Annotated in this window: 22 protein-coding genes, 2 tRNA genes and 1 pseudogene; 14 read left to right on the top strand and 11 right to left on the bottom strand. The window is 66.1% G+C overall.

Going from position 1 to position 20,588, the window contains the following annotated elements; genetic code table 11:
• Positions 1 to 6: 6 nt before the first annotated feature.
• On the bottom strand, positions 7 to 954 hold the full coding sequence (locus ACYU8W_RS00980; RefSeq protein WP_499465891.1) for a hypothetical protein: 948 nt from the start codon (positions 952 to 954) through the stop codon (positions 7 to 9).
• Between the two features lie 171 nt (positions 955 to 1,125).
• Between ACYU8W_RS00980 and ACYU8W_RS00975 the strand changes: the two genes are divergently transcribed.
• Positions 1,126 to 1,476 (top strand): hypothetical protein, encoded by a 351-nt coding sequence (locus ACYU8W_RS00975; protein WP_499465889.1) that lies wholly within the window; start codon positions 1,126 to 1,128, stop codon positions 1,474 to 1,476.
• On the top strand, positions 1,457 to 2,161 hold the full coding sequence (locus ACYU8W_RS00970) for an FtsK/SpoIIIE domain-containing protein (protein WP_499465887.1): 705 nt from the start codon (positions 1,457 to 1,459) through the stop codon (positions 2,159 to 2,161). Before ACYU8W_RS00975 ends, ACYU8W_RS00970 begins: the two co-directional genes overlap by 20 nt.
• Here ACYU8W_RS00970 and ACYU8W_RS00965 read toward each other — a convergent pair.
• Genes ACYU8W_RS00965 through ACYU8W_RS00950 form a run of 4 tightly spaced genes read right to left on the bottom strand, consistent with a single transcriptional unit; the run spans position 2,070 to position 4,661 of the window.
• The gene (locus ACYU8W_RS00965) at positions 2,070 to 2,546 is read right to left on the bottom strand and encodes a hypothetical protein (RefSeq protein WP_499465885.1); all 477 of its coding nucleotides are present in this window, start codon (positions 2,544 to 2,546) and stop codon (positions 2,070 to 2,072) included. The two genes, ACYU8W_RS00970 and ACYU8W_RS00965, sit on opposite strands and share 92 nt — an antisense overlap.
• 48 nt (positions 2,547 to 2,594) lie before the next feature.
• Positions 2,595 to 3,104, bottom strand: a complete 510-nt coding sequence (locus ACYU8W_RS00960; protein WP_499465883.1) for a TY-Chap domain-containing protein — start codon at positions 3,102 to 3,104, stop codon at positions 2,595 to 2,597.
• Positions 3,101 to 4,282, bottom strand: a complete 1,182-nt coding sequence (locus tag ACYU8W_RS00955) for a DUF6301 family protein (RefSeq protein WP_499465881.1) — start codon at positions 4,280 to 4,282, stop codon at positions 3,101 to 3,103. The genes ACYU8W_RS00960 and ACYU8W_RS00955 overlap by 4 nt, the downstream gene beginning before the upstream one ends.
• A 4-nt stretch (positions 4,283 to 4,286) precedes the next feature.
• Positions 4,287 to 4,661 carry a Tox-REase-5 domain-containing protein gene (locus tag ACYU8W_RS00950; RefSeq protein ID WP_499465879.1) on the bottom strand — a complete coding sequence of 125 codons (375 nt, stop codon included), beginning with the start codon at positions 4,659 to 4,661 and terminating at the stop codon, positions 4,287 to 4,289.
• 108 nt (positions 4,662 to 4,769) lie between these two features.
• On the opposite strand from ACYU8W_RS00950, the gene ACYU8W_RS00945 reads away from it, so the two are divergent.
• Positions 4,770 to 5,207, top strand: a complete 438-nt coding sequence (locus tag ACYU8W_RS00945; protein WP_499465877.1) for a hypothetical protein — start codon at positions 4,770 to 4,772, stop codon at positions 5,205 to 5,207.
• Positions 5,208 to 5,287: 80 nt separating this feature from the next.
• Positions 5,288 to 6,133 (top strand): RDD family protein, encoded by an 846-nt coding sequence (locus ACYU8W_RS00940; RefSeq protein ID WP_499465875.1) that lies wholly within the window; start codon positions 5,288 to 5,290, stop codon positions 6,131 to 6,133.
• Between the two features lie 67 nt (positions 6,134 to 6,200).
• Here ACYU8W_RS00940 and ACYU8W_RS00935 read toward each other — a convergent pair.
• From ACYU8W_RS00935 to ACYU8W_RS00925, 3 genes and pseudogenes are all read right to left on the bottom strand, one after another.
• A pseudogene (locus tag ACYU8W_RS00935) lies at positions 6,201 to 6,577 on the bottom strand (formaldehyde dehydrogenase, glutathione-independent); the annotation flags it as partial.
• A 33-nt stretch (positions 6,578 to 6,610) separates the two neighbouring features.
• Positions 6,611 to 7,816, bottom strand: a complete 1,206-nt coding sequence (gene fahA / locus ACYU8W_RS00930) for a fumarylacetoacetase (protein WP_499465873.1) — start codon at positions 7,814 to 7,816, stop codon at positions 6,611 to 6,613.
• Complete coding sequence (locus ACYU8W_RS00925; RefSeq protein ID WP_499465871.1) at positions 7,813 to 8,649, bottom strand: hypothetical protein; 837 nt, start codon at positions 8,647 to 8,649, stop codon at positions 7,813 to 7,815. Before ACYU8W_RS00925 ends, fahA begins: the two co-directional genes overlap by 4 nt.
• 120 nt (positions 8,650 to 8,769) lie before the next feature.
• On the opposite strand from ACYU8W_RS00925, the gene ACYU8W_RS00920 reads away from it, so the two are divergent.
• The gene (locus ACYU8W_RS00920; RefSeq protein WP_499465869.1) at positions 8,770 to 10,014 is read left to right on the top strand and encodes a homogentisate 1,2-dioxygenase; all 1,245 of its coding nucleotides are present in this window, start codon (positions 8,770 to 8,772) and stop codon (positions 10,012 to 10,014) included.
• 193 nt (positions 10,015 to 10,207) lie between these two features.
• On the top strand, positions 10,208 to 12,067 hold the full coding sequence (locus ACYU8W_RS00915) for a bifunctional metallophosphatase/5'-nucleotidase (protein ID WP_499465867.1): 1,860 nt from the start codon (positions 10,208 to 10,210) through the stop codon (positions 12,065 to 12,067).
• 143 nt (positions 12,068 to 12,210) lie between these two features.
• On the opposite strand, the gene ACYU8W_RS00910 is transcribed toward ACYU8W_RS00915, so the two are convergent.
• Both ACYU8W_RS00910 and ACYU8W_RS00905 read right to left on the bottom strand, forming a co-directional pair.
• On the bottom strand, positions 12,211 to 12,795 hold the full coding sequence (locus ACYU8W_RS00910) for an isochorismatase family protein (RefSeq protein WP_239701411.1): 585 nt from the start codon (positions 12,793 to 12,795) through the stop codon (positions 12,211 to 12,213).
• Positions 12,796 to 12,956: 161 nt separating this feature from the next.
• Positions 12,957 to 14,288, bottom strand: coding sequence for a nicotinate phosphoribosyltransferase (locus ACYU8W_RS00905; RefSeq protein WP_499465864.1), 1,332 nt, complete (start codon positions 14,286 to 14,288; stop codon positions 12,957 to 12,959).
• Between the two features lie 24 nt (positions 14,289 to 14,312).
• On the opposite strand from ACYU8W_RS00905, the gene clpS reads away from it, so the two are divergent.
• The 7 genes from clpS (at position 14,313) to ACYU8W_RS00870 (ending at position 18,298) form a co-directional block, all read left to right on the top strand.
• Positions 14,313 to 14,606, top strand: coding sequence for an ATP-dependent Clp protease adapter ClpS (clpS, locus tag ACYU8W_RS00900; RefSeq protein ID WP_239701412.1), 294 nt, complete (start codon positions 14,313 to 14,315; stop codon positions 14,604 to 14,606).
• Positions 14,606 to 15,190, top strand: a complete 585-nt coding sequence (locus tag ACYU8W_RS00895; RefSeq protein ID WP_239701413.1) for a DUF2017 family protein — start codon at positions 14,606 to 14,608, stop codon at positions 15,188 to 15,190. Before clpS ends, ACYU8W_RS00895 begins: the two co-directional genes overlap by 1 nt.
• A 35-nt stretch (positions 15,191 to 15,225) precedes the next feature.
• A complete protein-coding gene (locus ACYU8W_RS00890) occupies positions 15,226 to 15,390 on the top strand; it encodes a hypothetical protein (protein ID WP_499465861.1) in 165 nt (54 codons plus the stop codon).
• 39 nt (positions 15,391 to 15,429) lie between these two features.
• Positions 15,430 to 16,953, top strand: coding sequence for a glutamate--tRNA ligase (gene gltX / locus ACYU8W_RS00885; protein WP_499465859.1), 1,524 nt, complete (start codon positions 15,430 to 15,432; stop codon positions 16,951 to 16,953).
• A gap of 446 nt (positions 16,954 to 17,399) precedes the next feature.
• Positions 17,400 to 17,471, top strand: a tRNA-Gln gene (locus ACYU8W_RS00880).
• 80 nt (positions 17,472 to 17,551) lie between these two features.
• Positions 17,552 to 17,624 (top strand) — tRNA-Glu (locus ACYU8W_RS00875).
• 74 nt (positions 17,625 to 17,698) lie between these two features.
• Positions 17,699 to 18,298 (top strand): histone deacetylase, encoded by a 600-nt coding sequence (locus tag ACYU8W_RS00870; protein WP_499465857.1) that lies wholly within the window; start codon positions 17,699 to 17,701, stop codon positions 18,296 to 18,298.
• Positions 18,299 to 18,315: 17 nt separating this feature from the next.
• Here ACYU8W_RS00870 and ACYU8W_RS00865 read toward each other — a convergent pair whose 3' ends face one another.
• The gene (locus ACYU8W_RS00865) at positions 18,316 to 19,071 is read right to left on the bottom strand and encodes an IclR family transcriptional regulator (RefSeq protein WP_499465855.1); all 756 of its coding nucleotides are present in this window, start codon (positions 19,069 to 19,071) and stop codon (positions 18,316 to 18,318) included.
• 116 nt (positions 19,072 to 19,187) lie between these two features.
• Between ACYU8W_RS00865 and leuC the strand changes: the two genes are divergently transcribed.
• On the top strand, positions 19,188 to 20,582 hold the full coding sequence (leuC, locus tag ACYU8W_RS00860) for a 3-isopropylmalate dehydratase large subunit (RefSeq protein WP_499465854.1): 1,395 nt from the start codon (positions 19,188 to 19,190) through the stop codon (positions 20,580 to 20,582).
• The last annotated feature ends 6 nt before the right edge of the window (positions 20,583 to 20,588 follow it).

The raw sequence follows: 20,588 nt of genomic DNA, 5'->3' as shown, positions 1-20,588 counted from the left end.
GCTCGATCAGAGCGCAGCGGTCGGCTGCCTCACCGGACCTTCGAGGACAGCCGGCGCTGCACCGGTGTCGATGGCAGTGTCGGTGTCGATATCGGTGTCGCTGGTGGCGTCCGGGTTGTCACTCGAGTGCGCGGCGTCGAACCGGCGGGCCACCAGCCACCTGCTGAGGTCGCGGCCGAGGAAGACGCCCCACAACAGGATGGTGCTGAACGCCACGAGTACCAGCGCCAGGATGAATGCGGCCCCCACCAGTCCGTAGTCGGCGACCTGTTCGGTGATCTCGTTCGGCGCGAGCAACTGCACGGCGAGGATCAGAACGGTCGTGCCGAGACCGATCAGGACCGCACCCGGCAACAGTTGCCCCCAACGTGCCTTACCGCGCAACAGGATTCGTTGCGTCCACCAGTAGTAGCCGAACGCCGCGAAACCCGTGGTGAGTGCTTCGACCCAGCCCTCGACAGTGGCCGAGACGTTCCAGTTGCGGGTTGCGGTGTTGACCCACAGCGCCGAGGCGAACAGCACGGAGGTCATCAGAGCCCACACCAGATGCCGCCAGGCACTGAGCAGGTCGGCGTGCGGCAGACGCCAGATGCGTTCGAAGGTGCGCTGCATCGTCAACGAGACTCCGGTCGCGAACACGAACGAGATCAGGAAACCGGTGATGAAGGCTCCGGCGCCGTCGTGCGTACGAACCCGGAACAACTGCATGATCTCGTGTTGTGCGTCGCCCCGCAGTCCCATCGTGTCGGACAACAGCAACGCCACGTCGCCCATGTGCAGGGTGCGCGTGATCGCAGACATCGCAACGAGGAACGGCGCAGCGCACAGGACGTGTTGTGCGGCGAGCGCCAGGGAGTGCATGCCGAGTTCGAGTTCGTTCGACTCGCAATGAATCGGGCCGATCCGCGCGGCGGGCCAGCGATCGGAGAGGGCCTGTAGCCCGAGCGCGTTCACCGGCTCAGTGTGGCACCAGGCGCCGACGATGCGGGGTGTCTCAGCCGCACAACACAATGGATCCACAGGTCGCGGAAACCTGGACGCGGGTTCCGGCGTCCCAGGCGACGGCCCGCTTCGCGTACGGTGCTGTGGGCACAAAACCAGGGGAACCCCGGGGGAGGAGGAGCGATGGCGTACGACTACGACGAGCAACTCATCGAGGCGATGGGCGCTCGCCGGCAGCGACTCGCGCAAGCGTTGATGTATGGCCCCGACCGTTTGTTGCGTCGATGGACCAACCGGATCGGCACCCACCTGGCCTCTGCGTTCACCGCCGTCCTGGTCTGCGCGGTGTGTATCGCGGTGAGTTTCGTCAGCAATCTGTTGGCCAACGACCCGGCCCTCAAACGTAACCAGGCGCCCACCGGTTCGCAGACGACATCGCCCACGTTGAAGGACGTACCGCCGGGACGTGCGCTGTTGTCGACGGGTTTTTTCGCGCAGATCGCATTGCCGCGCATTGCCGCGCGTCGACGGTGAAGCCGACCGACTGACCGCTGCGGAGGGGCTCGCCGATCTCGTCGCTCGGGTGCGCTCGAGCGCGGTCGACACGGCTCCGCGCATCCGAGTGTTGCCGCCTGTGGTGCCGCACGATCAGTTGGCGGGATCACCGGCACCGGGGCTGGTTCCGCTCGGCCTGAACGAGATGACGTTGGCGACCGAGATGCTCGATCTGAACGGGGCGGACCGACACGTGGTTGCGATCGGTGAGTCACAGACCGGACGAACTTCGTTGCTGCGTCAGGTGATTCACTCGCTGGTCGACCAGTACACGCCGGAGCAGATCGTCTTCGCGGTGATGGATCCGCACCGCACCTTGAAGGACGAGGTGCCCGAGGAGTACCTCGGCGCGTACGCCGGTTCGGTGGGCCTGGCGCAGCGCCTCGTCGGCGCCGTCCTGCCGGAGCTGGCGAAGCGAGCGGAGAGTGCAGGAGACATCGATTCGACCGGCGGGAAACTGCCCGAACCGCGGATCGTCGTCATCGCGGACGACTACGAGATCCTCACTACCGGAGGAGGATCACCGCTGCACGCTCTGGTTCCGTACATCGCGATGGCGTCCGAGGTGAACCTCAACGTGTTGATCGCCCGCCGGACAGGCGGCGCGGCGGGTTTTCGGGACGCTGCTGACGAAGCTCTCGACGACCACGGATTCGCTCGCTGACTACGCGGTCCCCACCGTCGACCGCGGTGACCCTGATATCAGCGCGTTGAGCCCCCGTGTGATCCTGACCCGCGCTGACATGTGCGACTGCCATCGCCTCACTGGTGAAGCCTCGCACCCAGAACGCGTAACCGTCCCAATCGCCCTGCCGCGCCAGCCCTTCGGTCGACCTCATCTGCGAGACCAGTTCCGCTTGTTCGGCCTGGTCCTTCGGCCACGGCGTGCATTCGGTCCCCAGGGTCCACACCGAGATACCGGTACGTTCTCGCATTCCGTGCACGAACAGGTCGACCTGGTGCGCGATCTCCTCGGGAGTTTCCTGCGGCCGCGCCCAGACGACGCGGACGCTGACCTCTGCGACCGGCGCGGTGGTGGTCGTGTTCATCTGCTCAGACCTTCAGTGTTGAACGACACCGACTTCGGGACGACTTCGTCACCTACGCGTCATCGGGATGGTGAGGCTCTCGACCGGCAGGGGGTTCTGCCCCGCATCGAGGGAAGAGATCTCCTCGTCGGTGTAGGTCCGGCCTGAGTGCATGACTTCCGGCTCACGCCATGCGGTGTAGCTGAGTTGCTCGGGGGTCGAGGTTCCGTACACATCGCGCAACGCGACGACACAGCTGTGCGCGAGCTGGTCGAACCGTGCTGTGATCGCCGGAAGGTCGAGGCGAAACGTCCAGTTCGGCTGGGCATCGGAGTACAGCGTCCAACCTGATTCTGCGAGCAGCTGCTCACCGTTGTCGTCGGCAGGGTCAGTGAGTTGTTGATTGCTGTTACTGGTGCACTCCGCTGCGACTGCGTCGTGGTCGGCGGCGAACTGCACATAGGCGTGAGTCGCTCCGTCCTGGACGACGAGGAATCCTCGATCCGGAAGTTCACGAATGGCACGCGCCAGTTGTGTCGTGAACTCCTCCCAGCCCAGTCCCGCCTGCTGCACGCTCACGCGGGCCACTCCTTGTTCGCCTTCCGCAGGTCGACCTCGGGTTGAGTGAGGTACAGCGCTTCCACAACTTTCGAGCGGACGATCATGACACCGCCCCGTGGTTCCAGATCGAAGTAGGCGCGATCGACCTCGCCGCGACGCAATGCGCCTTTACCCCAACGCTTTTCGGCACCGGCGACGTAATCGGCGAAGCGGTCGGCGATGAATCGAGCAAAGTCGTCGGTGATGTTCTTCTCGTGATCGGTGAGGGTCAGCATGATCCTCTTCACGGGGTCATCTGCCGGTCCGATGCCCTCGACGTCGGGAAAGCTCAGTCCGAAGCGGTCGTTGGAAACCCATCCGTCCTCGTCCTGGGTCCAGCCGATATCGCTGGACAACTCCGCGGCCTCCCGCTCGGTCATCGGCCAGTTCGCGTCCACCCAGAACTGCAGCATGTCGAGTGCTTCATCGACCGGAATCGACTTCCAGATGGACCGCACCGTTAATGGTAGCTCGTCGAGCCCGTTCAGCTCGAGCGTTTTCTGAGTGGCATCGACAACCTGTTGGGCGGACCAGTCGTCGGGCAGGGTCAGCAGAGTGCCGGTCTCTACTCGCTCTGCCTGAACCCCGTCGGCGACGTGATCGATTCTGCCGACGGCGTCAGCGAGCCAGAGCCGATACCCGGGAGTGATCTTCCAGTTTCCGCGGCGCGCCAGACGCTGCATCTCGATCGTTCCGAGCCGAACCATCAGGGGATCCCACCCCTCGACCGCTGAACTGACGACAGCATCGGTGAAGGCCCGCGGGATATGTTCACCGTCGACCGCGGTGACCTCGATGTCAGCGCGTTGAGCCGGGATGCGTCCCCCCGTGTGATCCTGACCCGCGCTGACATGTGCGACTGCCATCGCCTCACTGGTGAAGCCTCGCACCCAGAACGCGTAACCGTCCCAATCGCCCTGCCGCGCCAGCCCTTCGGTCGACTTCATCTGCGAGACCAGTTCCGCTTGTTCTGCCTGGTCCTTGGGCCACGGCGTGCGTTCGGTGCCCAGGGTCCACACCGAGATACCGGTACGTTCTCGCATTCCGTGCATGAACAGATCGACCTGGTGCGCGATCTCCTCGGGGGTTTCCTGCGGCCGCGCCCATACAACGCGGGCGCTGACCTCTCCAACCGGCGCGGTGGTGGTCGTGTTCATCTGTTCAGACCTTCGGTGTATGAATGACGTCGATCTCGAAGATACCTCGGGAATCCAGCAGATCCTTGATGGCGGCAGCACCGGCAGGGTCGGACGCGTGCCACTCCAGACGCGCGCCGTCCGGCAACGCACGCACCTGACGTTCTGCCTCGCTGACCAGTCGATCACTGGTGCCGGTCGACCAGTCGCTTTGAGGCTGGTGAGCGAGCTGGGCGTAGCCGTGCTTTGCATCGAGGAAGGTTTCGACAGGTGGGTCCCCGCGGAACGTCCGTCCGTCGAAGGCAACCGGCCGGCCCGAGGTCGGGTCATGGCGCGCGTACTCTGACAGATCCCCGTTGGCGGTTCGCTGCGCGCCGATGATCTGCTCCTGGTATCCCATCCAAGGTTGATCAGGCCCTCGGTTGAAGTGTGACCAACCGTCCACTCTGTTCGCCAGACGCAGGAGGAGAAGCCGTCCGGGTGGCATGAACCACGCGACTGCGCCTGGATGTTCTCGCTCGACGCCGAGGTGCTGCACCCCTATGACCGGGTCACGCCCGGAACGCTGACGGAGCCGATGGACGCGAACGGTCTGTTAGCGGTCGGGCAGCGAGTGGCCGACACGGGCGTCCAGTTCGCGATGATCGGGTACCGCTGGGCGACCGAACGACATGTCATCACTCCCGCGTCGGTGAATCCCGCACTCCCGGCGGCGCTCGTGGCCGACCCCGCCCGCTTTCCGGGGCTGACCAGCCGGACGCTGCGGGCACACGTCGGCGACCACCTGCGCGAACACGGCCGTCACTGGGTGATGGCGTTCGAATCGCCGCACGACACCACTCGCGAGCAGTCGCGCCAACTGATGCAACGTTGGGGAAGCGCGCTGGAACTGCTGCGTACCCACGACGAGATCGCCCTGACCGTAGCGCGTCAGCAGGACAACTGAGCACGGCTGTTCGCCGCTTCCCAGGGGGAGGTACGCGGTCGGTGGTCGCCGCCGCCCGAGGCGGTTGACACAATGCGGACATGAGCGAACGTGCGTCCGGCTGGTATCCGGATCCGAACGACCCGGACACCCTGCGCTACTGGGACGGAATCCTGTGGACCGACCGGACGATGCCCCGCGTCAAGCCGGGCCTGGAGAAGTCCCACATCAGCGCGGCGCCGCAGGTGCCCCAGCACCACCAGCACCCGCACCTCCCGCATCCGGGCCAGCACCGGCCCGGTCAGCAGCAGAGCAGTCCGAACGGTCCGTATCGTGGTCAGTTCCAGCCGGCGTCCGCCACGGCACGCACACCGGACGGCGCCGAACTCGCACCGTTCTGGCGTCGAGCACTGGCATTCATTGTCGACAACATCCTGACCTCCGCGATCGCCGCGCCGCTGGCTTGGCCCTGGTTGTCGGACTGGGTGCACGTGGTCCGCACCTACTTCAACGAGAGTCTGGACGCTGCCCGCGAAGGCCGGGGTACACCCGACGCCCCGGACGCGCTCTACAACTTCCCCTGGCAGGTCGGACTCGTCGCCGTCGCGGTCTACTTCGTGTACGAGGTGGCCCTGACAGTATGGCGTGGGCAGACCGTCGGCAAGATGCTGCTGGGCGTCAAGGTGCGCCGGGAGGAGAACGACAAACCGCCCACCTTCGGTGCCGCCGTCTACCGGTTCGCGGTCAAGCAACTCACCTCGATCGTCGGCCCTGTTCCGTTGCTGAGCTTCCTGGTGACGATCTTCCAGATCGTCGACTACCTGCGCCCGCTGAGCGACCGCATGAACCAGGCCTTCCACGACTCGTGGCCCGGCACCTATGTGGTGCGCAAGCAGCGCGGTGGTGCGAGTAAGGAGCAGACACCACCCGGCGACCGCATGTACTGAAAATCACTGAACAGCAACAGAATCGGCGCACCCACTCCGGGTGCGCCGACTCTGTTCCTGCCGCCGATCAGGCGGACTTCGTCATACCGTGCGGGTCGATGACGTACTTCTTCGCGGCTCGTTGGTCGAAATCGGAGTAGCCCTGCGGGGCGTCGTCCAGGGAGATGACCGTCGCGTTGACGGCCTTCGCGACATCGGCCTTGCCCGCGAGGATCATCTTCATCAGACCGCGGTTGTACTTCGCACCGGGCACTGGCCGGTGTAGAAGGAGTGCGACTTCGCCCAACCCAGGTCGAGCCGGACGCCGAGCGTGCCTTCCTTGGCATTGTCGTCGACAGCACCGGGGTCGCCGGTCACGTAGAGTCCGGGGATCCCGATGCCGCCCCCGCCCGCGCGACCGTCATGCAGGGTTACCGGTTTGTCGGACACATGATCTCGGCTCTCGGCTCGCGGGCACGACGCCCGCCGGTCGGGAGGTCAGGTGCGCGCCGGGAGGATCCTGCCGGTGACCTCGCCCAGGCCGATACGTGCGCCGTCGGTGCCCGGGGCGGTCGCGCGCAAAGTGACGATGTCGCCGTCCTCGAGGAATGATCGGGTCGATCCGTCGGCGAGCGCGAACGGCTCCTTGCCGCTCCAGGAAAGTTCGAGGAAGCTGCCGCGCTCGTCCTTCTCACCGCCCGACACCGTGCCCGAGGCGAACAAGTCGCCGGTGCGCAGGCCGGCGCCGTTGACCGTCATGTGCGCGAGCATCTGGGTCGGTGACCAGTACATCGTGGAGTACGGAGGACGGCTCACGACCTGACCGTTGACCTCGACCTCGATCGCGATGTCGAGTCCGAAGAGGTCGTCGCCCCGCAGGTACGGCAGCGGTTGCGGATCCTGTTTCGGCAGAGCCGTTTTCGCCGCCCTGAGCGCCGCCATCGGGGTGATCCACGCAGCGAGCGAGGACGCGAACGACTTGCCGAGAAACGGGCCGAGCGGCACGTACTCCCAGGCCTGGATGTCGCGTGCCGACCAGTCGTTGAACAAGCCGACTCCGAACAGGTGGTCGCTCGCTTCGTCGATGGACACCGGGCTGCCGACCGCGGTGTCGCCGCCGACGACGAACCCGAGCTCGGCTTCGATGTCGAGCCTGATGCTCGGGCCGAACGTCGGCTCGGTGTCGGTGGGGGCTTTGAGCTGACCGCACGGCCGGACGATGTCGGTGCCGCTGACCACGACGGTTCCGGAGCGGCCGTGATATCCGATCGGCAGGTGCTTCCAGTTGGGCGTCAATGCGTCACCGTCGGGTCGGAAGATGCGTCCGACATTCGTGGCGTGGTTCTCGCTGGCGTAGAAGTCGACGTAGTCGGCGACCGCGATCGGCAACTGCATGGTCAGGTCGTCGAGGGGGTGGAGCCGAGCCAGCGCGGCATCACGCCGGCTCTGGTCACGCAACGTTTCCTGCAACCAGGTTCGTGCCGCCGCCCAGGAGGAAGGTCCTTGTGCAACATAGGCATTGAGGTTCGGCTGCGACCACGCATCTATCCAGGCGGCTCCATCGGCGTCGGCCGCAAGGCCTGCCAGGTCGACGGCGTGATCTCCCAGCCGGGCGACCACGTGGGGTGCGTGGCCCGCCTTGGTGGCGACACCGTAGGGGAGGTTGTCCAGGCCGAAGAGTTCGGTGGTGGGCAGGTCGGTCACAGGTTCTCCTCGATGAGTCCGAGCGTGCGCAGGTCACGGATGGGGTCGTCGACGTCGCAGCAGCCGTACGACTGGAACAGGTTGCGGACGTCATGGGCGCGGCCATCGTCGATCCGGCCAACGTGTTCGAGCACGCGGGCGGCCTCGCGTTCGTCGAGGATCGCTTCGAGGTCGACGGCGGTGACGCCGTCGAGCACGGCGTTCACGGCGGCGAGCACGTTGAGGAAACCGAACTCGCGTTCGTCGCCGGCGCCGTGGCTGATCGCGTGATGCAGCCCGCCAGTCAGCTTGAACGAGACCTCCCGCGCATGGCAGGCGACGATGAACGCCGCCAGTTGGGCGGAGGAGGGGACGTCGTTGTTCGGCGTCGCGCCGGTGCGCAGTTTGGCCAGTACTTGAAAGCGGTGCGGCACAAGCGAATCCAGGCCGCGCTCATAGTCGCCGGCGGGTAGTTCGACGGCGACCGGGACGCCCAGTCCGATGATCTTCTCCCAGCCGCCCTGTCGGGCCAGCTGCACGCCGGCGAGGGCGTGCGTCGAGTCCTCCGCGACGGCGTCCGCCGACCCAAGGACCTCATCGAGGTCGGCGCCCGGACGTCCGATGACCACGACGGTGACCGGGTGCACCTCCTGCAGGATGCGGTCGATCAGCGCCGGTGGTGCAAGCAACGAGCCGACGTATCGCGCGTCGACCGTCGCGGCGCGCTCGAACCGGCGCTGCAGAGCGACGTCGACGGGGTAGCTACCGGGCGGGAAGACGGCGGCGTCGTCGAAGAGGCCGGCGAACAACGCGAGGGGCGACGCAGACTGCGACCGGCGGGACGGCGTTGACATGAGTCACACCGTACTGAATGCTCGTAACGAAAAGTGGAACAGTTGCGTCCGATTATCGGTCGTACGGTCGGGCCTCGCTCCGGTGTTGTGGGCTCGCGAGAAGTGAAGGGGAGAAGCAACGTGGCTTTCTACCGGTCCCAGGGCTCGGTGCCCCCGAAGCGGCACACCCAGCACCGCAACGCCGACGGCGACCTCTACTACGAGGAGTTGATGGGTGAGGAGGGGTTCTCCTCCGATTCCTCGTTGCTGTATCACCGCTACATCCCGTCGGCGATCAGCGATGCCCGCGACTGGCCACTGACCGACGCGCTGCGCACCACACCGAACCATCCGCTGTTGCCGAGGCATCTCAAGCTGCACGACCTGTTCGGTCCCGACCAGGAGGGCGTCGACGTCGTCACCGGTCGCCGGCTCGTGCTCGGCAACGCCGACGTGCGCATCTCCTACGTCGTCGCCGATGCACCGAGCCCCTGGTACCGCAACGGCATCGGTGACGAATGCGTGTACATCGAGCGCGGTGGCGCCCGCGTCGAGACCGTGTTCGGTGCTTTCACGGTCGGCCAGGGCGACTACATGCTGATCCCGCGGGCGACCACACACCGCTGGATCCCGCTGGCCGAGGGCGACGAAGGTTTCGTCGAACCGCTGCGCGCCTACCCGATCGAAGCCAACTCCCACATCGCGCCGCCCAAGCGCTACCTGTCCAAGTTCGGTCAGCTGCTGGAGCACGCGCCGTTCTGTGAGCGGGACCTGCGTGGGCCGCAGGGGCCGCTGCTCGCCGAGGACATCGGCGCCGAACCGTCCGAGTCCACCGAGGTCTACATCAAGCACCGCGGCTCGACCGGCATCGTCGGCACCGTCTACACCTATCCCTTCCACCCGCTCGACGTCGTCGGCTGGGACGGCTGCCTCTACCCGTACGCGTTCAATGTCGACGACTTCGAACCGATCACCGGACGCGTCCACCAGCCGCCGCCCGTCCACCAGGTGTTCGAGGGCTACAACTTCGTCATCTGCAACTTCTTGCCGCGCAAGGTCGACTACCACCCTTTGGCGATCCCGGTGCCGTACTACCACTCGAACGTCGACAGCGACGAGGTCATGTTCTACGTCGACGGCGACTACGAAGCGCGCAAGGGATCGGGGATCGGCAGGGGTTCGATCTCGCTGCACCCGGGCGGTCACGCGCACGGCCCGCAGCCGGGTGCGACCGAGAAGTCGATCGGGGTCGAGGCGTTCGACGAACTCGCTGTCATGGTCGACACGTTCCGTCCGCTCGAACTCGGAGAAGCCGGCCAGGCGGTCGACGACGGCAAATATGCCTGGAGTTGGATCGGCGGACGGATCAATACGCCGGTCGAGTAGGTGCGAGCCCCCTGGGGCGCGTGCCGTGATCGAGACCCCGTGATCGAGACCCCGTGAGGTGCGACGGCCGACCGGTCAACTCTTGTCCGAACGGCAGGTAAACAGTTCGTCATGCTTTGCCGACCGGTCTTCTCCCGGCGGTGAGGCGCGGCTAGCGTCGATGGGTACCCCTGCCCGCACAGCTTGGAGCACCATGTCCGACAAGTTGCAGACCACCCGTCGTCAGATGCTCGGAATGGCGGTGGTCGGCGGTGCCGGCTTGTTCGCCGCGTCCGCGCCGTCCGCTCAGGCCAAGCCGAACGGCGCCCGCCTCACCGTGCTCGGCACCACCGACCTGCACGGCAACATCTTCAACTGGGACTACTTCAAGAACGCCGAGTACGACGACCGCACCCACAACGACATCGGCGCCGCCAAGTGCTCGACGTTGATCAAGGCGATGCGGCAGGAGCGGGGCGCCGACTCCTGCATCACGCTCGACGCGGGTGACACGATCCAGGGAACGCCGCTCGCGTATTACTACGCGAAGATCGACCCGATCACCAAGGGGTCGACCCACCCGATGGCGTTGGCGATGAACGAGATCGGGTACGACGCCGCGGCGATGGGTAACCACGAGTTCAACTACGGACTCGACACGTTGGACGAGTTCCGTCGCCAGGTAAACTTCCCGATGCTCTGCGCGAACGCCCTCGACTGGAACACCCGTCGTCCGGTGTACCCGAGTTACGTCATCAAGACGGTGAAGCTGAAGGGGCACAAGCCGATTCGTGTCGGCATCGTCGGTCTGGTGACGCCCGGTGTGTCTATCTGGGACAAGGCGATCGTCGACGGCAAACTGCGGTTCAACGGGATCGTCGAGCAGGCCGAAGTCGTCATTCCGCAGGTGAAGCGGGCGGGTGCGGATGTCGTCATCGTGTCGGCCCACTCCGGTGCCGACACCTCGTCCTCCTGGGGTGACGCGTTGCCGTACCTGGAGAACGCGTCCTCGGTGCTGGCCGAGGAAGTGCCGGACATCGACGCGATCCTCGTCGGGCACGCACACAAGGAGATCCCGCAGCGTTACGTCACCAACAAGGCGACCGGCAAGCAGGTCCTGCTCTCCGAGCCGCTGTACTGGGGCATGCGGGTGACGGTCATGGACCTTGACCTGGTGAAGGTGCGCGGCCAGTGGCAGGTGCAGTCGTCGTCGGCAACTCTGTTGAATGCCGACACTGTTCCCGAAGACCCAAAGGTCGCTGCCCTTGTCCACCCGGCCCACCAGAAGGTGCTCGCCTACGTCAACGGTGTGATCGGCACCAGCAAGGTCGCGATGTCCGCGGCAACCTCGCGCTACGAGGACACACCGGCGATCGACTTCATCAACTACGTGCAGGCGAAGGCGGTGCAGGACGCGCTCGTCGGTACGCCGTACATGAACCTGCCGGTGCTGTCGATCGCCGCCCCGTTCAACAAGGCTGCGGCCATTCCGGCCGGTGAGGTCACCGTCCGCGACGTCGCGGGCCTGTACATCTTCGACAACACCGTGATGGCGATCACGTTGACCGGCAGGCAGATTCGGGCCTACCTCGAGACGTCGGCTCAGTACTTCAAGCAGGTCTCGGGCACCGGTCCGTTCACCGCCGACCAGGTCACGAACGCGTCCACGCCGCAGGCTCCGAGCGGCACGCCCGACTACAACTACGACATCATGGCCGGCCTGGACGAGCGCCTCACCTACGACATCGACATCGCGTCCGCTCCCGGCAACCGCATCCGCAACCTCGAGTACGGCGCAGAACCGTTGGTCGACGAAGCGACCTTCGTCATCGCGATCAACAACTACCGCGCCTCCGGCGGCGGCAGCTTCCCGGGAGTCACCACGGCGCCGGTGATCTACAACCAGCAGGTCGAGATCCGACAGTTGCTCATCGACTGGGTCACCGCGAACAAGGTCATCGACCCGGCGCTGTTCGCCTCGGACGACTGGCGCCTGGTCTCGGGCTCGACTGCGATCACCGTCACCGAACAGCAGCGATTCTCGGTGAGCCGACGGGGACCCATCGGGCGCTAGTCCTCGGTTGTGTTCTCGTTCGAACGCGCGCTGGTTGAGCCGGACAACCGAGGGACGAGGTTGCCCGCGCCGAAACCACGGTGACGAACACGAGGACGGGATCACGTGGTGTCGGGTTGTCCGAACCAGCGGCCGGGGCGGGTTCAGCTTCGGACGACGGGGGTACCGGTCAGGCCGACTTCGTTGTCGCGCAACGCTCTCAAGGCGTCCGCAGTAGTGCTGGATGAAACGCCGGCGGTGAGGTCGAGCAGCACGGTGGTGTCGAAGCCGGCGGCCTTGGCATCCAGTGCGGTTGCCTTGACGCAGAAGTCGGTGGCAATGCCGCATACGTCCACGGATGAGACCTCGCGCGAACGCAGCCAGTCGACAAGTGCCCCGTCGTCCTCGCTCTTGCCCTCGAACCCGCTGTAGGCCGCTTCGTACTCGCCCTTGCGGAACGTGCGGTCGGTGCGCTCGATCGCGGGCAGCACCTCCGGCCTGAAGTCGGCTCCTGCCGTGCCCACCTCGCAGTGCACCGGCCAACTGTCGACGAAGTCGGGGGAGTCGGACCAGTGGGTGCCAGGGTCGATGTGCCAGTCGGCCGTCGCCACGATCGTCGTGTAGTCGTCGCCCTGCGCTCTGACGTACTCGGCGATCTCGGACGCGACCTGGGTGCCGCCCGCCACGGCGAGCGAACCACCCTCACAGAAGTCGTTCTGGACGTCGACGATGATCAGCGCGCGAGTCATGACAACGAGGGTATTGCGTCATCGCCGCGTGCGCGGGAACACCTCGGCGGACGCGAGCGCCGCGGCGCACCGAAGCTCGGTTGGTGCTGGGCGAACAACCGGCACTCCTGACTGGGATTCGCCTCTGCTGCCGAACGCATCTGACGTCGGTGCGGCCGATCTCAGGAGCGTGCGGACTCGTCCTGATAGATCGTCGGGATGACGGCCTCGCCGCGCGACATCTGCAGCGCTTTGGCGGGCAGCTCGGCCCGTGACTGCTCGTGCCGCTTGCGAGCCTCCTCGATCCCGGAGTGGTCGACGCGCCTACCGTCCTTGAACAACTCCACCATCAGGTGCCGGTCGTTGGAGTCGCCGTCGGGGATCTCACCGATGCCGATGATCTCGGCCTCCGCGATCCCGGACGTGTTCAGCCGGCGCATCGCGTACTTGCGACCCGCGACCGACTTCTTGTCCTTGCTGGCCTTGGCGACGCCGACCATCTGGCCGTTGTCGTCCTCACGCTGCACCAACTTGTAGACCATGCTCGCCGTCGGTGCGCCCGATCCGGTGACCAGCGAGGTGCCGACGCCGTACGCGTCCACGGGCCCCGCCTGCAACGCGGAGATCGCGTACTCGTCCAGGTCGGAGGTGACCACGATCTTGGTGTCGGTCGCGCCGAGGTCGTCGAGCTGCTTGCGTACCTCGCGGGCCTGCACGAGCAGGTCGCCGGAGTCGAGACGGACACCGCCGAGCTCGGTGCCGGCCACCTGCACGGCGATGTTCACCGCGTTGGTGACGTCGTAGGTGTCGACCAATAGCGTGGTGTCCTTGCCGAGGGAGTCGACCTGCGCCTGGAAGGCCTCACGTTCGTTGTCGTGTACGAGGGTGAACGCGTGTGCGGCGGTGCCCTTGGTGGGAACGCCGTAACTGCGTCCGGCCTCGAGGTTGGAGGTGGTGCCGAACCCTGCGATGTACGCCGCGCGGGCAGCAGCGACGGCAGACCATTCGTGGGTGCGGCGAGAGCCCATCTCGATGCAAGGGCGTCCGTCGGCCGCAGCGGTCATGCGGGAGGCTGCAGCGGCAATTGCACTGTCGTGATTCATGATCGACAACACGAGTGTCTCGAGGATGACGCCCTCGGCGAAGGTCGATTCCACGACGAAGACAGGAGAGCCGGGGAAGAAGGTCTCGCCCTCGGCATACCCCCAGATGTTGCCCTTGAACTGGTAGTTCGCCAACCACTCCAACGTCGGCTCGTCGACGACCTTCGTGCGGCGCAGGTGCTCGAGTTCGGCATCCCCGAACCGGAACTGCTCGATGACGTCCAGGACGCGACCGGTGCCGCCGACGACGCCGTAACGGCGACCGTCCGGCAGGCGTCGGGCGAACACCTCGAAGATGCTCCGACGGTGTGCGGCACCGCTCTTCAGGGTGGCCTGAAGCATCGTGAGCTCGTAGTGGTCGGTCAGCAGGGCCGTGCTCGCAGCAGCGGCGACATCCTTTTCCGTGGTCACGCGGTTCACCCTATGGTGGGAGGCGTGTCCGTGGCTCCTCCCGAGGTCGAAGAGGTCGTCGAGATCGACTTCGGCACAGAAATCGACAAACCCTGGGTGACCATCGTCTGGAACGACCCGGTCAACCTGATGTCCTACGTGACCTGGGTGTTCCAGACCTACTTCGGCTACTCCAAGGAGAAGTCCGAGCAACTGATGATGGCCGTGCACCACGAGGGCCGCGCCGTCGTCTCGCACGGCACGCGTGAGCGGATGGAGACCGATACCGCTGCGATGCACGGGTATTCGCTGTGGGCGACCTTCCAGAAGGACGAGTGATGGCACAGGCGTTCGTCCGCAAGGGGAAGAAGTTCGTCGGCGTCCTGGACCGCATCGAGCGCAGCGTCGTCATCGACCTGCTCGACCAGACCCGCGAACTGGTCGCCCCCGAGGAGACAGAGAAGACGGGCGACCCGTTCACCGACCTGGTGGCCGGTCTCGGTGACGAGTACGACCCTCGAGAGGTGGCCGGACGGGACCCCGTCGTCCGCCGCATCCTGCCCGACGGGCACCGGGACGACCCCGAGGCCAGCGCCGAGTTCCGTGCCGCGACCGAACGCAACCTGCGCGAGCAGAAGACCCGAAAGCTGACCGCCGCCATCGACCTGCTCTCCGGTGTCTGCGAGCGCGAGTCACGCATCGAACTCACCGAGGGCGACGCGGTCACGTTGATGATGGCGCTCGCGGACGTCCGCCTTGCGCTGGGGGAGCGGCTCGGTCTGCGCACCGACGAGGACAGCCTCAAACTGCACGCCGACCTCAATTCCGAGCAGGCGTTGGAAGAACCGAGGCTGACCCTTATGTACTACTACGAGTTCCTCACCTGGTTGCAGGAGACCATCTCGCTCGCGCTCGTCGACTGACCCAAGGAGCACCATGTCCGAGCGGACCGACACCGATGGGGGTCGAGCTCGAACTGCGTGGCACTCCGACGCAGGTGAAGGAGCGCAAGGTGGTCGTCGACATCACCCTCGCCGCGGACGGCGCAATGTGCACGACCGGCACCGTCATCGCCGTGCTCGCGCCCGACTCGATGTTCGAAGCAGCGCGCACCGGCGGCTGAGGTCGAAGGGGCGGGTAGCCGCCTAGAATGGCGCTCACCATGACGAAGCATTCCGAAACCGGTCCTGTCCGCCTGCGTGTGGCCCCGTCGCCCACAGGTGACCCGCACGTCGGCACCGCCTACATGGCGATGTTCGACCTCGCGTTCGCGCGCCAGCAGGGTGGCCAGTTCATCCTGCGGATCGAGGACACCGACCGCGCCCGCTTCCGTGAGGACAGCGAGCAGCAGTTGTACGACACGCTGCACTGGCTCGACCTCGCCTGGGACGAAGGCCCCGACAAGGGCGGCCCCTACGGCCCCTACCGCCAGTCCGAGCGCCTGGATACCTACAAGCCGTACGTCGAGCAGCTGCTCGACGACGGCAAGGCGTACTACTGCTGGTGCTCCTCCGAGCGGCTCGCCGAGATGCGCGAGCGTCAGCAGAAGCTGAAGCAGCCCACCGGCTACGACCGCCTCTGCTACGGCAAGACCGAGGAAGAGCGCGCCGAACTGCCGGGCTTCAACTCGACGCCGGTCGTCCGGATGTTCGTGCCCGATGATGTCGAGCTCACCTTCGATGACCTCATCCTGGGCCGCACCAGTGCGCCCAAGCCCGACGACCAGGTGATCCTCAAGGCCGACGGATTCCCCACGTACCACTTGGCCGTCGTCGTCGACGACCACCTGATGAAGATCACGCACGTGGTGCGCGGCCAGGAATGGATCTCCAGCACCCCCAAGCACCTGCTGCTGTTCAAGTGGCTGGGATGGGAGGCACCGAAGTTTGCGCACATGCCGCTGCTGCGGGACGAGAAGAAGGCCAAGATCTCCAAGCGGAAGAACCCGTGGGCTCGCCTCACCTGGTTCAAGGAGCAGGGTTACCTGCCCGACGCGCTCGTCAATTTCCTTGCGTTGCAGGGTCACCCGCCGGTCATCGAGGCAGACGGCACGGAGCGCGAGATCTTCACCTTCGAGGAATTCGTCGAGCGCTTCGACTGGAGCAAGATCAACCCGGCCGGCGCGATCTTCAACCTGGAGAAGTTGAACTGGTTGAACGGTCACTACATCCGCGAACTCGAGGTGGGCGACTTCGCGTCGCGTCTGCTGCCGTTCCTGCACGCCGACGGGGTGCTCGACGCGCACCCGTCGCTGCCCGAACTCGGACGCCTGCAGCGGGTCGCCGAACTCGTCCAGACCCGCATCGTCCTGCTCTCGGAGGCGACGCCTCTGGTGAAGCCGTTCTACGTGCCGGACGACGACCTTGAGATCTCCGAGGACGCGCGCAAGGAACTCAAGGACAACGCCAAGGAGGTGCTGTCCGCCGCGATCGATGCACTGGAGCCGATCAGTGGTTCGCTCGGCGACGCGCTCGGCGACGGCGTCGAGTGGACCGCTGAGCGCATCGAGAAGGAACTGCGTGAGGCAATCGTCGAGGGGCTCGGCGTGAAGCCGCGCCTGGCCTTCGGGCCGCTGCGTACCGCTGTCTCGGGCCAGAAGATCTCGCCGCCGCTGTTCGAGTCGATGGAGATCCTCGGCAAGGCCTCGACGATGAACCGGTTGAAGCTGCTGCGCGACGAGCTCTGAGTCACTTTCCCTGCGTGCGTTGGAGTGGACACCCTGCCCAGTCCCACGTCCGAGCGAATGTGTGGGGGTGACGACGGCGGTCGCTCAGTGTGGTGCCACGTCCCTACCCCGGACGCCGCACCGGTCACCAGGGCCACCTTGCCGGCCGGGGGGCGCGAGGACACGTCGGTTTCCATGCTCAAACGCCAGGAATGGCGGTGTCGGCGAGCCCTGTGCAGATTGCTACGAACAGCCGGTGGTTATGTGGTCGTGCGACACCGTCGGGCGCGCTTCGCACGAGCTGATGGTCGCGGTGCGGCCGGCGGGAAGTGGTGTGGCGATCCGAAGGCACGCGGGACGTCCCGGATTTGGGCAAGGCGCGCTGCTCCGGTACTGTTGCTCCTCGGTTCGCCCCACTCGAAGGTTCGTGCTGAATACCCGGACGCGCGAGTAGGTCGATACCCCCTTGGGGTATGGTGTAATTGGCAGCACGACTGATTCTGGTTCAGTTAGTCTAGGTTCGAGTCCTGGTACCCCAGCTTTCGAGAAGCAGTTCTCGATTCGGAGAAACGGCGCCGTTCCGGTACAGTTCCTCCACGTGCCAAGTGGCGCGAAGTGCGGCCCCGTTGTGTAGCGGCCTAGCACGCCGCCCTCTCAAGGCGGTAGCGCGGGTTCGAATCCCGTCGGGGCTACAAGTAGCCGAAACCCCCTGCATCGCAGGGGGTTTCGCCATTTCAGCGGACATGTCTCGGTAACCTCGTCGGTCGTGAACGATGAACTCGTCTGGTACGCGGCGTACGGTTCCAACCTGTCCGCCGAGCGTTTCTCGCACTATCTCGAAGGCGGGCGGCCACGTGGTGCGCAGCGCGTACACGAAGGCTCCCGCGATTCCGCGCCGCCGCACGATGTCCGTCCGATCGAGCTACCGGGATCGGTGTTCTTCGCCTGGGAGTCGCCGACCTGGGGCGGGGGAGTGGCGTTCTACGACCCGGAGGTCGTCGGACGTGCTCTGGCCACCGCCTATCTGATCACGCACGCCCAGTTCTCCGACCTCGTGGCACAGGAGATGCACCGGACCGTCGGCGACGATCTCGATCTCGAACCGCTGTGGCAGCACCGGGTGCACGAACTCGGTATGGATCGCTACGAGCGGCTCCTGGTCGTCGACGAACTCGACGATCTCCCGGTCGTCACCTTCACCTGCCCGGTCGACCACCGGCCGCCGCTGAACCCGCCGAGCCAGGGTTACCTCGACACCATCGCCCGTGGTCTGCGCGAGACGCATCACCTGGACGACGCTGCGATCGCTGCGTACCTGGCGTGTCTTGCGCCGAAGAACCCGCAGCGCGCACCCGGCGAGGACTGATCGCCGGGCGATGCGAATCAGCCCACGTCGGACGACGGACGCGGACGCTGCTGTGCGGCGTGTGCCCGGGCGAGGATCTCGGTCAGCTTGTTCGCGCCGGCCACGACGGTCGCCGCGTGCAGGCGTCCTGGCTGGCGGGACACGCGCTCGATCGGGCCCGAGATGGACACGGCCGCGATGACGCGTCCGGACGGGCTGCGCACCGGGGCCGACACGGACGCGACCCCCGGCTCGCGTTCGCCGACGCTCTGGGCCCAGCCGCGCCGGCGGACCCCGGAGAGCATCGTCGCCGAGAACTTCGCGCCCTGCAGGCCTCGGTGCAACCTGTCCGGCTCCTCCCAGGCGAGCAGTACCTGGGCGGCCGATCCGGCGGACATCGACAAGGTGGCTCCGACCGGGATCGAGTCGCGCAGACCCATCGGGCGGTCGGCGGCCGCGACGCAGATGCGCTGGTCGCCCTGGCGGCGAAACAGCTGCGCGCTCTCGTGGGTGTGGTCGCGCAGGGCGCCGAGCACGGGTCCGGCTGCGGCGAGCAGGCGGTCCTCACCTGCGGCAGAGGCAAGTTCACCCAGGCGCGGTCCGAGGATGAAGCGTCCCTGCAGGTCGCGGGCGACGAGACGGTGATGCTCGAGCGCGACGGCGAGTCGATGCGCCGTCGGGCGGGCGAGTCCGGTGTGCGCAACAAGTTGCGCGAGGGTCGAGGGGCCTGCCTCGAGAGCCGCAAGAACGACGGCGGCCTTGTCAAGGACACCGACACCGCTAGAGTTGTCCATGTAATGATATTGCCGTCTCATTGAGCGAGACGCAAGTCCATTTGCAAAATCGGTCGGCGATTCTGCTGATCACAACTGGTACGAGTCTGACGCGAAGTCGGTAGGAAGGGTGGGTCATGGGGCGCACACTCGCTGAGAAGGTGTGGGAGCAGCACGTCGTACGACGTGCGGAAGGAGAGCCGGATCTGCTCTTCATCGACCTGCACCTCCTGCACGAGGTCACCAGCCCGCAGGCCTTCGACGGACTTCGCCTCGCCGGCCGTCCGGTGCGCCGGCCTGACCTCTCGCTGGCGACCGAGGACCACAACGTCCCGACGACCCCCGGCCCGATCACCGACCTCGTCAGCCGCACCCAGGTCGAGACCCTGCGCACGAACTGCGAGGAGTTCGGCGTCAAGCTCTACCCGATGGGTTCGGCCGAGCAGGGCATCGTCCACATCATCGGCCCGCAACTGGGCCTGACTCAGCCGGGTATGACGATCGTCTGCGGTGACAGCCACACCTCGACACACGGCGCGTTCGGCGCTCTCGCGTTCGGCATCGGCACCAGTGAGGTCGAGCACGTGCTGGCCACGCAGACCCTCCCGCTGAAACCGTTCAAGACGATGGCCATCAACGTCGAGGGTGAACTCGCCGAAGGCGTCACCGCCAAGGACGTCATCCTCGCCGTCATCGCAAAGATCGGCACCGGCGGCGGGCAGGGATATGTGCTGGAGTACCGCGGCTCGGCAATCCGCTCGTTGTCGATGGAAGCGCGAATGACCATGTGCAACATGTCGATCGAGGCCGGTGCACGCGCCGGCATGATCGCGCCGGACGAGATCACGTTCGACTACCTCAAGGGTCGGGACAAGGCACCGTCGGGTGACGACTGGGACGCCGCGGTCGAGGCCTGGCGTGAACTGCGCACCGACGACGACGCCGAGTTCGACGCGGTCGTGGATCTGGACGCCGCCGACCTGGCCCCGTTCGTCACCTGGGGCACGAACCCGGGTCAGGGGTTGCCGTTGTCGGCGAGCGTTCCGGAACCGGATCGCATCGGCGACGACAACCAGCGCTTCGCGGCGGAGAAGGCGATCGAGTACATGGGGCTGACCCCGGGCATGCCATTGAAGCAGATCGCGGTGGACACGGTATTCCTCGGTTCCTGCACGAACGGGCGCATCGAGGATCTGCGTGCGGCCGCCGACGTCATCAAGGGTCGCAAGGTCGCCGACGGTGTCCGGATGCTCGTGGTGCCCGGCTCGGCCAGGGTCCGCCTGCAGGCAGAGTCCGAGGGACTGGACGCGGTCTTCCAGGACGCCGGTGCCGAGTGGCGCCTCGCGGGTTGCTCGATGTGTCTGGGCATGAACCCCGACCAGCTCAGCCCTGGGGAGCGCAGCGCTTCCACCTCGAACCGCAACTTCGAAGGGCGCCAGGGCAAGGGCGGTCGGACGCACCTGGTGAGTCCGTTGGTCGCCGCCGCGACCGCTGTCCGCGGCACCCTGTCGAGCCCGGCCGACCTGAACTGAAGGAGT

This window comes from Yimella radicis, assembly GCF_054778255.1.
Note: the sequence above shows the minus strand (reverse complement) of the source record. Positions and strands in the feature narration are given on the sequence as shown.